The sequence below is a fragment of the Pseudomonas eucalypticola genome, from assembly GCF_013374995.1.
GTDB classification, from domain to species: domain Bacteria; phylum Pseudomonadota; class Gammaproteobacteria; order Pseudomonadales; family Pseudomonadaceae; genus Aquipseudomonas; species Aquipseudomonas eucalypticola.
This window is the reverse complement of the sequence record NZ_CP056030.1, coordinates 6,169,470-6,183,984: the sequence shown is the minus strand read 5'-3', so window position 1 is coordinate 6,183,984 and position 14,515 is coordinate 6,169,470. Positions and strand designations below refer to the sequence as shown.

The 14,515-nt window shown below is 63.8% G+C and carries 11 protein-coding genes; 7 read left to right on the top strand and 4 right to left on the bottom strand.

Features of this window, described 5'->3' with window-relative positions:
* Window positions 1-192: 192 nt before the first annotated feature.
* Both epsC and betT read left to right on the top strand, forming a co-directional pair.
* Window positions 193-1,128: a serine O-acetyltransferase EpsC gene (epsC, locus tag HWQ56_RS27845; RefSeq protein WP_176572240.1), complete on the top strand. Its 936-nt coding sequence runs from the start codon at window positions 193-195 to the stop codon at window positions 1,126-1,128.
* 200 nt (window positions 1,129-1,328) lie between these two features.
* Window positions 1,329-3,293 (top strand): choline transporter BetT, encoded by a 1,965-nt coding sequence (betT, locus tag HWQ56_RS27840; protein WP_176572493.1) that lies wholly within the window; start codon window positions 1,329-1,331, stop codon window positions 3,291-3,293.
* Between the two features lie 56 nt (window positions 3,294-3,349).
* Here the strand turns inward: betT and dsbG are convergent, their stop codons facing one another.
* From dsbG to HWQ56_RS27825, 3 genes are all read right to left on the bottom strand, one after another.
* Window positions 3,350-4,123, bottom strand: a complete 774-nt coding sequence (dsbG, locus tag HWQ56_RS27835; RefSeq protein ID WP_176572239.1) for a thiol:disulfide interchange protein DsbG — start codon at window positions 4,121-4,123, stop codon at window positions 3,350-3,352.
* Window positions 4,123-5,832 carry a protein-disulfide reductase DsbD gene (dsbD, locus tag HWQ56_RS27830; protein WP_176572238.1) on the bottom strand — a complete coding sequence of 570 codons (1,710 nt, stop codon included), beginning with the start codon at window positions 5,830-5,832 and terminating at the stop codon, window positions 4,123-4,125. The genes dsbG and dsbD overlap by 1 nt, the downstream gene beginning before the upstream one ends.
* A gap of 104 nt (window positions 5,833-5,936) precedes the next feature.
* Entirely contained in the window at window positions 5,937-6,962 is a 1,026-nt protein-coding gene (locus tag HWQ56_RS27825) for a LacI family DNA-binding transcriptional regulator (RefSeq protein ID WP_176572237.1), read from the bottom strand.
* A 213-nt stretch (window positions 6,963-7,175) separates the two neighbouring features.
* On the opposite strand from HWQ56_RS27825, the gene HWQ56_RS27820 reads away from it, so the two are divergent.
* The 5 genes from HWQ56_RS27820 to HWQ56_RS27800 all read left to right on the top strand — a co-directional run bounded on the left by HWQ56_RS27820 (window position 7,176) and on the right by HWQ56_RS27800 (window position 13,523).
* Window positions 7,176-9,416 (top strand): TonB-dependent receptor, encoded by a 2,241-nt coding sequence (locus HWQ56_RS27820; protein ID WP_176572236.1) that lies wholly within the window; start codon window positions 7,176-7,178, stop codon window positions 9,414-9,416.
* Window positions 9,417-9,419: 3 nt separating this feature from the next.
* Window positions 9,420-10,748 (top strand): LLM class flavin-dependent oxidoreductase, encoded by a 1,329-nt coding sequence (locus HWQ56_RS27815; protein ID WP_176572235.1) that lies wholly within the window; start codon window positions 9,420-9,422, stop codon window positions 10,746-10,748.
* A gap of 47 nt (window positions 10,749-10,795) precedes the next feature.
* Window positions 10,796-11,833: an L-glyceraldehyde 3-phosphate reductase gene (gene mgrA / locus HWQ56_RS27810; RefSeq protein ID WP_158152834.1), complete on the top strand. Its 1,038-nt coding sequence runs from the start codon at window positions 10,796-10,798 to the stop codon at window positions 11,831-11,833.
* 54 nt (window positions 11,834-11,887) lie between these two features.
* Window positions 11,888-12,814 carry a sulfonate ABC transporter substrate-binding protein gene (locus HWQ56_RS27805; protein ID WP_176572234.1) on the top strand — a complete coding sequence of 309 codons (927 nt, stop codon included), beginning with the start codon at window positions 11,888-11,890 and terminating at the stop codon, window positions 12,812-12,814.
* Between the two features lie 460 nt (window positions 12,815-13,274).
* Window positions 13,275-13,523 (top strand): hypothetical protein, encoded by a 249-nt coding sequence (locus HWQ56_RS27800; RefSeq protein WP_158152836.1) that lies wholly within the window; start codon window positions 13,275-13,277, stop codon window positions 13,521-13,523.
* A 144-nt stretch (window positions 13,524-13,667) separates the two neighbouring features.
* On the opposite strand, the gene tauD is transcribed toward HWQ56_RS27800, so the two are convergent.
* Window positions 13,668-14,501, bottom strand: a complete 834-nt coding sequence (tauD, locus tag HWQ56_RS27795) for a taurine dioxygenase (RefSeq protein WP_176572233.1) — start codon at window positions 14,499-14,501, stop codon at window positions 13,668-13,670.
* Window positions 14,502-14,515: the final 14 nt, after the last annotated feature.

Here is a 14,515-nt window from a genome sequence, read left to right as displayed (position 1 = left end):
TCCGGTGGTAGTGGGAAAGGGGACTATAGGCAGGCGCCGTGCGTGCGGCAAGCCTGACACGGTGGGCTGCGCGGAACGCCGCCCTGCGCATATGTTCAGATGTTCACCACCGTGCAGAATCGGTTCTTTTTGCGGTGCGACAATCTACCGTAGAGTGGGCGCCGATCAGGCGGCCATATCAGGAGTACCAACGTGAGCGACAAACCCCAAGGGGCCAACGGCCATTGGCAATTGCAGTCCATCGTCGGCCAGTTGCGCGGTGCGCGGGAGCAATGGCGCACCGCCAATGGGCGCAGCAGCGGCGAGCAGGGGGGGCGGCAGTTGCCTTCGCGCGAAGCAGTGCGCGGAATTCTTGAGCAGTTGTGCGGCGCACTGTTTCCGATGCGCCTGGGCCCGGTCGACCTGCGCGAGGAAAGCGAGGACTTCTACGTAGGCCACACGCTGGACGCTGCGCTCAATGCCCTGCTGGCGCAGGCGCGGCTGGAGCTGCGCTACGCCGCCCGCCACCAGCAACGCCAGGAAGACGTGGATGCCCAGGCCCTGCAACTGATCCAGGGTTTCGCCGCCGCGCTGCCGGGCTTGCGCAGCCTGCTGGACACCGATGTGCTGGCCGCCTACCACGGCGACCCGGCGGCGCGCAGCGTCGACGAGGTGCTGCTGTGCTACCCCGGTATTCTGGCGATCATCCACCACCGGCTGGCGCACCACCTGTACCGCGCCGGCCTGCCGTTGCTGGCGCGCATCAGCTCGGAGCTGGCGCATTCTGCCACGGGCATCGACATTCACCCGGGTGCGCAGATAGGCCCCAGCTTCTTCATCGACCATGGTACCGGCGTCGTGATCGGCGAAACGGCGATCATTGGCGAGCGTGTGCGCATCTACCAGGCCGTGACCTTGGGCGCCAAGCGCTTCCCGGCGGACGAATCGGGCAACCTGCAGAAAGGCCATCCGCGCCACCCGATCGTCGAGGACGACGTGGTGATCTACGCCGGGGCTACCATTCTGGGGCGCATCACCATCGGCAAAGGCTCGACCATCGGGGGCAACGTCTGGTTGACCCGCAACGTACCCGCGGGCAGCAACGTGACCCAGGCCAACCTGCAGCACGATGACGGCACCCAGAAGTAGCGCCGCAACCCGGGGGCTGATTTGGTAGGGGAACGGTTGTGTGGTTAAATTGAACGGTTGTTCAATTTAAAAGATGTTCGCGATTCGCGTTCTACAGGAGGTCAACCCTTGCTGAAAACGCTCTATTCAGCCCATTTCCCGTCCATCGAGGTGCACAGCCAATGAGTGCCTCGTCTTCTCCCGCCAGCGGCAACGTCCGCATGAACCCACCGGTGTTCTACTTCGCCGCCAGCTTCATTCTGCTGTTCGGCATCGTGGTCATCGCGTTCCCGCAACAAGCCGGGGCCTGGCTCACTGCCGCGCAAGCCTGGGCGGCCAACACCGTTGGCTGGTACTACATGCTGGCCATGACCCTGTATCTGGTCTTCGTGGTGGTCACCGCCTTGTCTGGCTACGGCAAGATCAAGCTCGGTGCCGACCACGACGAGCCCGAGTTCAGCTACCTGTCATGGGCCGGCATGCTGTTTGCCGCCGGTATCAGCATTACCCTGTTTTTCTTCTGCGTCTCCGAACCCCTCACCCACATGCTCACCCCGCCGCAAGGCCAGGGCGGCACCGAGGCAGCCGCGCGCCAGGCCATGCAGTTGCTGTTCCTGCACTGGGGCCTGCACGGTTGGGGCGTGTTCGCGTTCGTGGGCATGGCCCTGGCGTATTTCGCCTACCGCCATAATCTGCCGCTGGCCTTGCGCTCGGCCCTTTACCCGCTGATCGGCAAACGCATCAATGGCCCCATCGGCTACGCAGTGGACGGCTTCGGCATCATCGCCACGGTATTCGGCCTGGGCGCCGACATGGGCTTTGGCGTGCTGCACCTCAACGCCGGCCTGGACTACCTGTTCGGCGTGGCCCACAGCCAGTGGGTGCAGGTCATACTCATCACCCTGATGATGGGCGCGGCGATCATCGTCGCCGTGTCGGGCGTGGACAAGGGCGTTCGGGTGATGTCCGACATCAACATGCTGCTGGCCTGTGCGCTGCTGCTGTTCGTGCTGTTCGCCGGGCCTACCCAGCACCTGCTCACCACGCTGATCCAGAACGTCGGTGACTACCTGGGCGCGCTGCCGTCCAAGAGTTTCGACGTCTACGCCTATGACAAACCCAGCGACTGGCTGGGCAACTGGACGGTGTTCTACTGGGCCTGGTGGATCGCCTGGGCGCCGTTCGTGGGCCTGTTCATTGCCCGTATTTCCCGTGGCCGAACCATCCGCGAGTTCGTCTTCGGCGTGTTGCTGATTCCGCTGGGCTTTACCTTGGCGTGGATGTCGATTTTCGGCAACAGTGCCATCGACATGGTGCTGCACCATGGCATGACGGAACTGGGCCAGTCGGCCCTGGCCGACCCCGCCAGGACGCTGTACCTGTTGCTTGAAACCTACCCCTGGAGCCGCACGGTGATCGCCGTCACGGTGTTCATCAGCTTCGTGTTCTTCGTCACCTCGGCCGACTCGGGCACCGTGGTGCTGTCCACGCTGTCTGCCCGCGGCGGCAATGCCGACGAAGACGGGCCGAAATGGCTGCGGGTGTTCTGGGGCGTAATGACCGCGCTGGTGACCAGCGGGCTGTTGTTCGCCGGCAGCATCGATTCGCTGAAATCGGCGGTGGTGCTGACGTCCCTGCCGTTCTCGCTTATCCTGCTGGCGATGATGTGGGGCCTGCACAAGGCGTTCTACCTGGAGTCCCAGCGCAAGATCGCGCAGATGTACTCCCTGGCCCCGGTCGCCACCAACGCCCGTCGTGGCCGTGGCGGCTGGCGCCAGCGCCTGAGCCAGGCCGTGCACTTCCCGTCGCGCGACGAGGTGTACCGCTTCATGGACACCCTGGTGCGCCCAGCCATTGAAGAAGTGTCGGCGGTGTTCACCGAAAAAGGCCTGAAGGTCGTGACACAGGAAGACCTCAGCCACGACCAGGTCAGCCTGGAAATCGGCCATGGCGAAGAACGGCCGTTCATCTACCAGGTGCTGATGCGCGGCTACTTCACCCCCTCGTTCGCCCGCGGTGGCATGGGCACGAAGGAGCTGAAGAACCGCCGTTACTACCGTGCCGAGGTTCACTTGGCCGAAGGCAGCCAGGACTACGACCTGGTGGGGTACAGCAAGGAGCAGGTGATCAACGACATCCTGGACCAGTACGAGCGGCACATGCAGTTCCTGCACATGGTTCGCTAAGCGTTGGCAATGGGCCCACGGGACCGGATGGCATCGCTACCGGTCCCTGGGCGGTATCAGCCGCCGCTGCGCGGCTGGGTCCCGAGTATCGCTTCCAGCATTTTCCCCGGTGGTGCACCGCGATGGTTCTGCAGACGCCCGGCATCATCGCGGTAAAAGATCGCGGGGGTGGCGGGTACTTGCAGTTCTGTCATCAAGGCCAGGTTGGCTGCCAGTTGGCCGGCAATATCAGCGGGGATCTTCTTCAGCGGCTTGAGCGTGGATCGCTTGCCATCGCGTTCATGCTCGAGCAGGGCCGCCGTCGGGTCGCCGCTGGCCAGCATCGCCGCGGCCAGCGCCGCGCTTTCCTCGCGCAGGATGCCCACCATGACATGACGCAGTTGCACCTGGCCGCTGTCGACCCAAGGTCGGGCCTGCTTCCAGAACATCGAGCAGAACGGGCAATTGGGGTCGCTGAAGACATAGACGATGCGCGGTGCATCGGCCTTGCCATCGGCGATCCAGGTGCTGGCACCCAGTTTCTCCCAATTGGCCTGGTCCATGGCGGCAAACACCAGGCGGTCCAGGTGTTCGGCGCTCAGGTCCTGGCCCTGGGCGTCGTACAGCGTGCCCACCAGCGCATGTTGGCGGTCGGGGGTGAGGTAGACGGCCACGCCTTGCTGTTGGTAGCGGGCAGCATAGCCCTTGAGTTGGTCGGGTCCCTCGAAGCTGCCCAGAAACTCCAGGCCCATTTGCTGCAGCGGTTGCAAAGGTCGGGGCAGTGGCTCGACCTCGGCGGTGGCCATGGCGGCCCAGGCCAGGCCGGCCGTTGCCAGTAGTATCGTTTTCATTAACCGCGCTCCTTGGCTGTTGCCCATCGTTGAATAAAGACGTCACGCTTGATCAGGCCGGTAACCCGGTACTCACGGCGCTCCTGGCCGTCAGGGCCCAGCCACACCATGGTGGGCGGCCCGACCACGCCATGCCTGGCCAGCAGCGCCCGGCTCTGGTCGTTGTCCTGGGTGACGTCGACGGCCAGCACCCGCACGCCTTGCAAGACTTGCAGCGCCACGGGGTGATGGAGAATTTCACGCTCCAGTACCTTGCAGTTCACGCACCAATCGGCGGTGTAGTGCAGCAGCGTCCATTGGCCCTGGGCAGCGGCCTGTTGCAGCTCGCGCTCCAGGTCCGCCACGCTGCTGACCTTGGCAGGTGCCGTCTCGGGGGCAATGCCGGCGCTGGCCGTGCCTGCGAAAACGGCCAGGGGCTGCAAGGGTGAAGCGCCGCCGGCCGCTGCGCCGACCAGCATCAAGACCGCCCATAGCCCCAGCGGCGCCCCCAGCCCGGTACGCAGCAGGGGCGTGCCCAGCTTGCAGCCACAGACGATGGCCATGGCCAGCGTCAGCAGCCCGGCCAGCGCCAGCCACAGCACCGGGTCAAGCAGCGGCTCGACGATCCACAAGGCAAGGCCAAGGAACAGCGCGCCAAACACGCCCTTGACCAGGTTCATCCAGGCGCCAGGCCGTGGCAGGAAGCGGTTGCCCACGGTGACCAGCAGCATCAACGGCAGGCCAATGCCCACGCCCATGGCAAACAGCACCAGCGCCCCGTGCAGCGCATTGCCGCTCTGGCCGATGTAGAGCAGGGCGCCTGCCAGCGGGGCGGTCATGCAGGGGCCGATCAATAGTCCGGAAAACAGCCCCATCAGCCCGGCACCGGCCAGGCTGCCGCCCTTGTGGCGGGTGCCGGCCTGCTCGAGGCGGTCGCGCACCGCGGCGGGCAGTTGCAGTTCGAACACGCCGAACATGGGCAGGGCCAGCAATACGAACAGGCCCGCGAAGCTGGCCAGCAGCACCGGGTGTTGCAGCCAGGCCTGCAGGTTGGCGCCCAGCAGCGCGGCCAGCACGCCCATGGCCGCATACACCAGCGCCATGCTCAGCACATAGCTGCCGGCCAACATCAGGCTGCGCCCAGTCCTGGCCCCGCTGCCTACCACCACGCCCGCCAGAATCGGCAACATGGGCAGTGAGCATGGCGTGAAGGCCAGCAACAGCCCCAGGCCGAAAAACGCCGCCATGCTCCACAGCAACGAGCGCTGTTGCAGGTCGCGGGCGATGGACTGGTCCTCAGCTTCGCCCCCAGGCGCCGGGTTCGCGGTGCCGCCCAGGTCCAGGGTGAAGGCTTGCGGCGGGTAGCACAGCCCCGCATCGGCGCAGCCCTGCCACTTCAACTGCACCAGGCCGCTGGCCTCGGCGGGTAGCAAGACCTGCAGCTGGTCCCGGTAGATGGGTTGCACGCCGAAGAATTCGTCTTCGTGCTCTACGCCGTCCGGCAACACGGGTTGCTGGCTGGCGGGCAAACCGCCGAAGGCCATGCGCTCCTTGTACAGGTAGTAGCCCGGCGCGATGCGCCAGTCGAGCAGGTGCTCGCCACTGGCGAGCCGTTGGTGGGTCAGCACGAAGGCTTTTTCGGCCGGCAGGAAAGCCGCCTGGGGCGGCCCGAACACGGCCGCTGCCAACGCGGAATAGAGCATGAGAAAACAGAGCGTCAGAAGCCGCATGGGCACACCTCGCGATCAGTTGGATGGCAGAGGGTGCGCGGTGGTGATTAACGCCTTGTTAGTGTGGTCTTACAGCGCCGAGCCGGAGCGCTGTAGGACGCAGCTCAAGCGCTCTCCCGCTCGATCAGGTTGCACTCCAGCAGCGTCAGGTGGCAGGCCGGTTGGCCACCGAGGCTTTCCAGGATACGGGTAGCGGCCAGCACGCCTATCTCCAGGGCCGGTGGCTTGATGGTGGTGAGGCTGGGCATGAGCATTTCGGCGAATGGGTAGTCGCCGAAACCGACCACGGCACAGTCCCCTGGAATGTTCAGCCCCGCGCGCTGGCCGGCCAGCAGGCCGCCCGCGGCGAGGTTGTCATTGGCGAAAATAATTGCCTGCGGTGGCTGTGGCCGGGCCATCAGCGCCTGCATGGCTTGCTTGCCCGCCTCGAATGGTGCCAGCCCGGCCTGGGGGGCGAACACCAGCGGCTCCAGGCCCAGCTCGGCCATGGTGGCGGTATAGCCGTCGCGGCGTTCCAGGGCACTGAAGTCGCCGACTGCGCTGTTTTGCACGAACGCAATGCGCCGGTAGCCCTTGCCATGCAGGTAGCGAGTGGCCGTGATGCCCACCTGGTGGTGGGAAAAGCCGATCTGCATGGGGCTGCGCTCCGGGCGGTAATCCCAGGTTTCCACCAGCGGAATATCCGCCTCGCCGATCATTTTCTCGGTGGCTGCGCTATGGAAATGGCTGGTCAGCACCAAGGCCGCGGGCGACCACCCCAGAAAAGCGCGAACGGCACTTTCCTCCTGCTCTACCGAAAAGTAACTGGAAGCCAGCAGCAGCTGGTAACCATGGCGGCTGAGGGTATCGCTGAAGCCCTGGATGGTGTTGGCGAAGATCGGCCCCGAGATGTTGGGTATCACCATGCCCACGATCTTGCCGCGCGCCGATGCCAGCCCGCCTGCGACCAGGTTGGGCACATAACCCAATTCCGCCACCGCCGCCGCAATGCGCTCGCGTCGCGGCGGCGAGACTTGCTCCGGTTGGTTGAAATAGCGTGACACAGTGATCGCCGAGACCCCCGCGTGGCGGGCCACGGTAGCGAGCGTGACACGCCCGGCACCCCGGCGTTTGCGCTTATCGTCAGTCATGGTCAGCTATAAAACCTAAAAGAATATAAAAGTAATTTTTCAGTATTGGACGGTCTATCGACCCATTGCTGATACTGGTGATGTTAGCGCTAACAAAGTGCTTTGTCTGCTACTCGCTCGAGCGAATGCCCAAGACACCTTTCTGCGAACAACGACAGACGCAGTGGCCGCAGAGCCACGGCCAAGGCATAACCTTCGAGCAGGGCATCCGACATGTACAACCGATTTGGGGATCGTTTCAAGACTACTGCGCTGGTCCAGGCCTTTGGCTGGACCCTGGCCGCCTGCGCGGCCATGCCATTAGGCGCGGCACAGGCAGCGGATGCCACCACCACGGCTGACAGCAGCGCCGAGCCGGTGCTCAAGTCGGTCACCGTGACCGCCACCCGCCGCGAGGAATCGCTGCAGAAGGTGCCGGTAGCCGTGACCGTGGTCGACGGCGAACAGTTGGGCCGCGAGAACCGTACCAACATCGAAAGCATCGTCCAGCAGATCCCCACCGTGAACTTCCGCACCGGCGCGTCGAACAAGGACACCTCGCTGTTCATTCGGGGCGTAGGCACCATTTCCACCTCGCCGGGCGTCGAACCCACCGTGGCCACCGTGGTCGATGGCGTGGTCTATGGCCGCCCCGGCATGGCCACCCTTGACCTGCTGGACCTGGAACGCATCGAAGTACTGCGCGGCCCGCAGGGCACGCTGTTCGGCAAGAATGCCTCGGCAGGCGTGCTCAACATCACCACCAAGGCGCCTACCGACGAGACCCACGGCTACGTGGAACAGTCCTACTACCAGGGCAACGAAAGCCGGACCCGCTTCGGCATCGGCGGCACCCTGATCCCCGGCACGCTCAAGGGCAACCTCACCACCCTGGTCAGCAGCTACGACGGTAACGTCGACAACAAGGCCAACGGCCAGGAAGTGAACGGCTATAACCGCAAGGGCGTGCGCGGCAAGCTGGAGTTCACCCCCAATGACGACGTCAAGCTGACCCTGTCGGCCGACTACATGAACTCGGGCAGCGATGCGCCCAACGGCGTGGTCAGCAGCACCAGCAGCGCCGCCTTCGCCAATGCCCTGTCGCCGGTCAACGCCACCTCGCACAACCGTGACATCAGCAGTGACTACCGTACCCATGTCGACGACATCAACAAGGGCTTGTCGGCGCAATTGGACTGGAACCTGGGCGACTACACCCTGACGTCCATCACTGCCTGGCGCGGCTGGAACAACGACCAGTGGCAGGACGCCGACCGTCTGGCGACCATCAGCGCCGCCTACCCCGGCATCGAAGACAAGGGCACCCTGGACTATGACCAGTACAGCCAGGAAATCCGCCTGGCTTCGCCCAAGGGCGAGTTCCTGGAATACGTCGGCGGCCTGTACTACATGCATGCCAAGGACAAGGAAACCTACGGCCGTACGCTGATCACGCCGACCGCCACCAACAACGGCCTGGCCAACTACAGCACCACCAGCGACAGCTATGCGATCTTCGGTGAGAACACCTTCAACTTCACCCCGACGTTCCGCGGTATCGCCGGGCTGCGCTGGACTCACGACGAACTGAAATACGACCACGACCGCGTGTCCTCCTCGGCGGTGGCCGTGAACGGCATCAACCCCAGCACCAGCAGCTCCGGCGACACCAACGCCGAAGGCTGGTCGGGGCGCCTGGGCTTTCAGTATGACCTGAGCGACAACGTGACCAGCTACGTCACCTATTCGCGCGGCTACAAGGGCCCGGCCTACAACGTGTTCTTCAACATGCAGGCGCGGGACACCCAGGCGCTGAAGCCTGAAACCTCCAATACCTGGGAAGTGGGCCTCAAGGCCACCAGCTGGAACAACCGCCTGACCACCAACCTGGCCGTGTTCCACAGCGACTATGACAACTACCAGGCCAACTTCTACGACACCGTGGCCGGCCAGGTGGTGACCCGTTTGATCAACGCCGGTAGCGTCAGCACCGAAGGTGTCGAGGGCGACTGGGCCTTGCAAGCCACGCGCAACTTGAAACTGTCCGGTGCCTTCGCCTACACCCATGCCCGCATCGACCAGTTCAGCTGCCCGGCCGGCGCCGCGGCGTCCTGCGACGTCAACGGCAAGACCCTGCCGTTCAGCCCGGACTGGAAAACCTACGTGCGCGCCGACTATGACATCCCGCTTGACAACGGCATGGATATCGAGCTGGGCACCGATTACAACTGGCAGAGCGAAGTGCAATACGACATCAGCCAGAACCCCGACACCAAGCAGGGCGCCTATGGCATCTGGAACGCCAGCGTCGCCCTGGCCGATTACAACAGCGGCTGGCGCGTATCGCTGGAGGGCAAGAACCTGCTCGACAAGTCGTACTCGCCGCTGCTGGCCAGCGGCACGGGTTACGTCTACCGCGCCGTACCGCGCGATGACCAACGTTACTTCGGCATTCAAGTACGCAAGGACTTCTAAAGCATGAGCCAGGCACCACGACAACTGAAACTGGGCGCGTTCCTGATGGCCACCGGGCACCACGTGGCGGCCTGGCGGCACCCTGACGTACCGGCCAATGCGGGGCTAGATTTCAAGCACTACAAGCACTTGGCCCAGGTGGCGGAGCGGGCACGGTTCGACACCCTGTTCGTGGCCGACAGCGTGGCGGCGGCCACCGGCGACATCGCCAGCCGCATGGCCCGCTCCGATCATTTCGAGCCCCTGACCCTGCTGTCGGCATTGAGCGCGGTGACTGAGCACATCGGCCTGATCAGCACGGTGACCACCAGCTACAACGAGCCCTACCACGTGGCGCGTAAGTTCGCTTCGCTGGACCACCTGTCGGGCGGGCGAGCGGGCTGGAACCTGGTGACTTCCGACGCCGCCGCCGAGGCGCAGAATTTCGGCCGTGACGAACACATCGGCCATGCCGAGCGATACAGCCGTGCGCGGGAATTCCACCGGGTGGTCACTGGCCTGTGGGACAGCTGGGCTGACGACGCATTCACCCGCGACAAGGCCAGCGGCCAATACTACGACCCGGCCAAGTTGCACGTGCTCAACCACAGCGGCGACCATTTCAAGGTCAAGGGGCCGCTCAACGTCGCACGTTCCCCGCAAGGGCGGCCAGTGATCGTGCAGGCCGGCTCTTCGGAAACCGGTCGCGAGCTGGCGGCGCAAACCGCCGAAGTGGTCTTTACTGCCCAGACTTCGCTGGCCAATGCCCAAGCCTTCTACAGCGACCTCAAGGGGCGGTTGGCCAAGTTCGGCCGCACGCCTGACTCGTTGAAGATCATGCCAGGCGTATTTGTGGTCGTCGGTGAAACCGAAGCCTTGGCGCGCCAGAAGTTTGAAGCGTTTCAGGCTTTGGTCGAACCCGAAGTCGGCGTGGCGTTGTTAGGGCGTATGCTCGGTAACTTCGACCTGTCCGGTTACCCACTGAACGGCCCGTTGCCCGAGTTGCCGCTGACCGACAGTGGCCAGCAAAGCCGACAGAAACTGCTGACCGAGCTGGCCGGCCGCGAGAACCTGAGCCTGGCCGAGCTGGGCCGCAAGATCGCCGGCGGTCGCGGGCATTACAGCCTGATCGGAACGCCTGTGCAGATCGCCGATCAGCTGCAGGAGTGGTTCGAACAAGGCGCGGCAGATGGTTTCAACGTGCTGGTGCCGCATTTGCCGGGCGGGCTGGAGGATTTTGCCGATTACATAGTGCCCGAGCTGCAACGCCGCGGGCTGTTCAGAACCGAATACGAAGGCTCCACGTTGCGCGAGAACCTTGGCCTGGAAAAATCTGCCAACCAGTTTGTGTGAGCGTTGCCCCAGCCCCACAAGCGCCTTATCGGAAAAGAGAGGAATCGATGACTTACCTTGCTGCCCAGGACCGCTACGAGTCCATTCCCTACCGCCGCGTCGGCCGCAGCGGCCTGGTGCTGCCGGCCCTGTCCCTGGGCCTGTGGCACAACTTCGGCGACAGCACCCCTATCGACACCCAGCGCGCGCTGCTGCGCACCGCGTTCGACCTGGGCATCAACCATTTCGACCTGGCCAACAACTACGGTCCGCCCTACGGCAGCGCCGAGATCAACTTCGGCCGCCTGCTGCGTGAAGACTTCAAGCAATACCGCGACGAACTGATCATCTCCAGCAAAGCCGGCTGGGACATGTGGCCAGGCCCATACGGGCAGGGCGGCGGCTCGCGCAAATACATCCTGGCCAGCCTCGACCAGAGCCTGCAGCGCCTGGGCGTCGACTACGTGGATATCTTCTACTCGCACCGCTTCGACCCCGACACCCCACTGGAAGAAACCGCGGGCGCGCTGGCCACTGCCGTTCAGCAAGGCAAGGCGCTGTACATCGGCATTTCCTCGTATTCCGGGGTCAAGACCCGCGAAATCGCCAAGCTGTTGCAGGAATGGAAAGTGCCACTGCTGATCCACCAGCCGGCCTACAACCTGCTCAACCGTTGGGTGGAAAAGGACCTGCTGGACGTCACCGACGACCTGGGCGCCGGCGTCATCGCCTTCACCCCGCTGGCCCAGGGCTTGCTGACCGACAAATACCTCAACGGCGTGCCGAAAGACGCACGGGTGAACAAGCCCGGCGGTGGTTCGCTGCTGCAATCGCATCTTTCGGAAAGCAACCTGGCGCACATCCGCTCGCTCAACGAAATTGCCCAGCAGCGCGGCCAGAGCCTGGCGCAACTGGCGCTGGCGTGGACCCTGCGCGACCCGCGTGTGACCTCGGCCCTGATCGGTGCCAGCCGGCCCGAGCAGATCATCGAAAACGTCGGTGCCCTGAAAAACCTGTCGTTCACCCAGGAAGAACTGGCAGCCATCGACCGCTACGCCGTCGAAGGCGGCATCAACCTGTGGGAAAAGCCATCGCTGGCTGAATGACCTTTCCAAGCCGGGGGACTTTTCGTTCCCCGGCCCTGCCTTGCGAGATTCCAGATGAAACCACTAGCACGCCTGGCGGCCGGCTTGTCCCTGCTCGCCCTGACCTTCAACGCACTGGCCGACCCGGCCGCGCTGCGCATCGGCTACCAGAAGGGCTCCATCGCCCTGGTGCTGGCCAAGGAACACGGGCTGCTGGAAAAGCAGTTCCCGCAAACCAACGTGCAGTGGATCGAATTCCCCGCTGGCCCGCAGATGCTGGAAGCACTCAACGTGGGCGCCCTGGACGTAGGCTCCACTGGCGATATCCCGCCGCTGTTCGCCCAGGCGGCCGGTGCGGACCTGGTGTACATCGGCGCGGAACCTTCCAAGCCTGCCGCTGAAGTCATCCTGGTGAAAAACGATAGCCCGTTGCACAGCGTGGCCGAGCTGAAGGGCAAGAAAGTCGCCTTCCAGAAAGGCTCCAGCTCCCACAACCTGATCCTGCGCGCGCTGAACAAGGCCGGCCTGAACTACAAGGACATCCAGCCCATCTACCTCAGCCCCGCCGACGCCCGCGCCGCGTTCGAGCAAGGCAGCGTCGACGCCTGGGTGATCTGGGACCCTTACTCCTCGCTGGCGCTCAGCGAAGGCCACACCCGCAAGCTCGCCGACGGCACCGGCCTGGGCCTGTCCGGCCCGCTGTACACCGCCCGGCGCCAGTACGCGGAGCAGAATGGCCCCTTCATTCACAGTCTGCTCGACGAACTCAGCCAGGCCGAAGCACTCACCCGCAGCCAGCGTGACGAGAGCATTAACTTGCTGGCCGGCAACATGAGCCTGCCCAAGCCGGTAGTGGCGCAGTACATCGACAACCGCCCGCCATCGCCGATCTCGCCGATCGACGACACGATCATGGCGGCGCAGCAGGTGACGGCGGATCTGTTTTATCAGAACCGGTTGTTGCCCACGCATGTGGATGTCAGCAGCGCTGTCTTGAAATAGAACCGCGTCGTTCCCTTCCCGAGCTTCGCCCGGTCCCACAGGGATGAACTGACTCCAAAAAGTTGCACACCCACATCCAACTTTTTGGGGTCAGTTCAAGATGGGGCGCGCGCCCATGTGGGACCGGGCGAAGCTCGGGAAGCGGGCACCACAAATGTTGGGATTTTTCCCACGGTGTTATCGGAAGTGGCCGGGTAGTGATGCCTGGGGCATCGCCCTATAGTCCTCTGCGTTGCTGAGCATCAGCGACCGGGCGTGCAAACCCGTGCTTTAGACGCTGTAGCCATCAATCTGCACAGCAGGCATATTCATGTCTGCTGTTCGGCTTTATGGTGGCTGTGCGTGGGAGACCTTCGGGTCTGCCGGATCTAAAGCCCGGTTTTGCACACCTGCGCACAGCCGCCACCCTGAAATCGCGTGCAAACGATGGTGGCGGTTCATCAGCTTTAGGGACTTAGCCATGACCAACCAAGACGCCTCACCCCCGATCTTCCTGATCAACCCCGACTGCCCCGACCTAGACCTCTTTGAATTCGCCACCCGCCGCTTCCAGGCCGTGCGCAATCTCATGGAATGCCTTTCCTGCATGAATTCATGCTCGATCGAGGGCAAGGACCTGAATGTGGTTGCCGACGTGGCCTGTCACCTGCTCCAAGAAGGGTGCGACGTACTGGAGCGTATGCATGGCTTGATTGGGGTTGAAAGGTAGCCACGCGCCGGTTCTGACTCATCGTTGGAGAGTAATCCTCATGGTCGTGAGGATTTTAGGTTTTCAGCCAGCAATTTAATTAAAAACCTCATGATCGTGAGGATTTTTCCTTGCATACCGGGAGGGCGAATCGCCTGAGGTGTCTCAGAACGGCGCATCACCCAGAATCGTCGCCCGCTGCATCACCCGCCGCGCCGGGCGGTAATCATCCACTGCGTAATGCTGCGTGCTGCGGTTGTCCCAGAACGCCACGTCGTTCTCCTGCCAGCGCCAGCGGACGAAGAATTCCGGGCGGGTGGCGTGGGCGAATAGCAACTTCAGGATGGCGTCGCTTTCCGCCGCCTCCAGCTCGTTGATGCGGGTGGTGAAGCCATCGCTGACGAACAAGGACTTGCGCCCGCTGACCGGGTGGGTACGAATCACGGGGTGGCTGATCGGCGGGTTCTTGCGGCGGGCTTCTTCCCAGCGCGCCAGGTCTTGCGGGGTGCTGCCGAAGCGCTCCAGCGGGAAGGATTTGGTGAAGTCATGGGTGGCGGTCAGGGCGTCCAACAGCCGCTTCAAAGGCTCGGAAAGCGCCTCGTAGGCGGCGATCCCGCTGGCCCACAGGGTATCGCCACCATACGGCGGAATCAGTTTTGCACTCAGTACCGCGCCCATGGCCGGGGTGGGCAGGAAGGTCACGTCGGTGTGCCAGATGGCGTTGTCGCGTACGTCTGTCACGGCGGTGTCCAGGATCAGCACTTCGGGCTGTTCCGGCACGTTGGGGTAGATGGGGTGAATGTGCAGGTCGCCGAACTGGGCGGCGAAACGCGCCTGCTGTTGGGGGGTGATCGGCTGGTCGCGGAAGAAGATCACGTGGTGCTTGAGCAGCGCCTGCTCGATGGCATCGCGGTGCTCGGCCGTGATCGGCTGGGCGATGTCGATGCCGCTGATGACGGCGCCAATGGCAGGGCTGATAGGGGTGATGGTCAGGCTCATGGCTATCTCGTTAT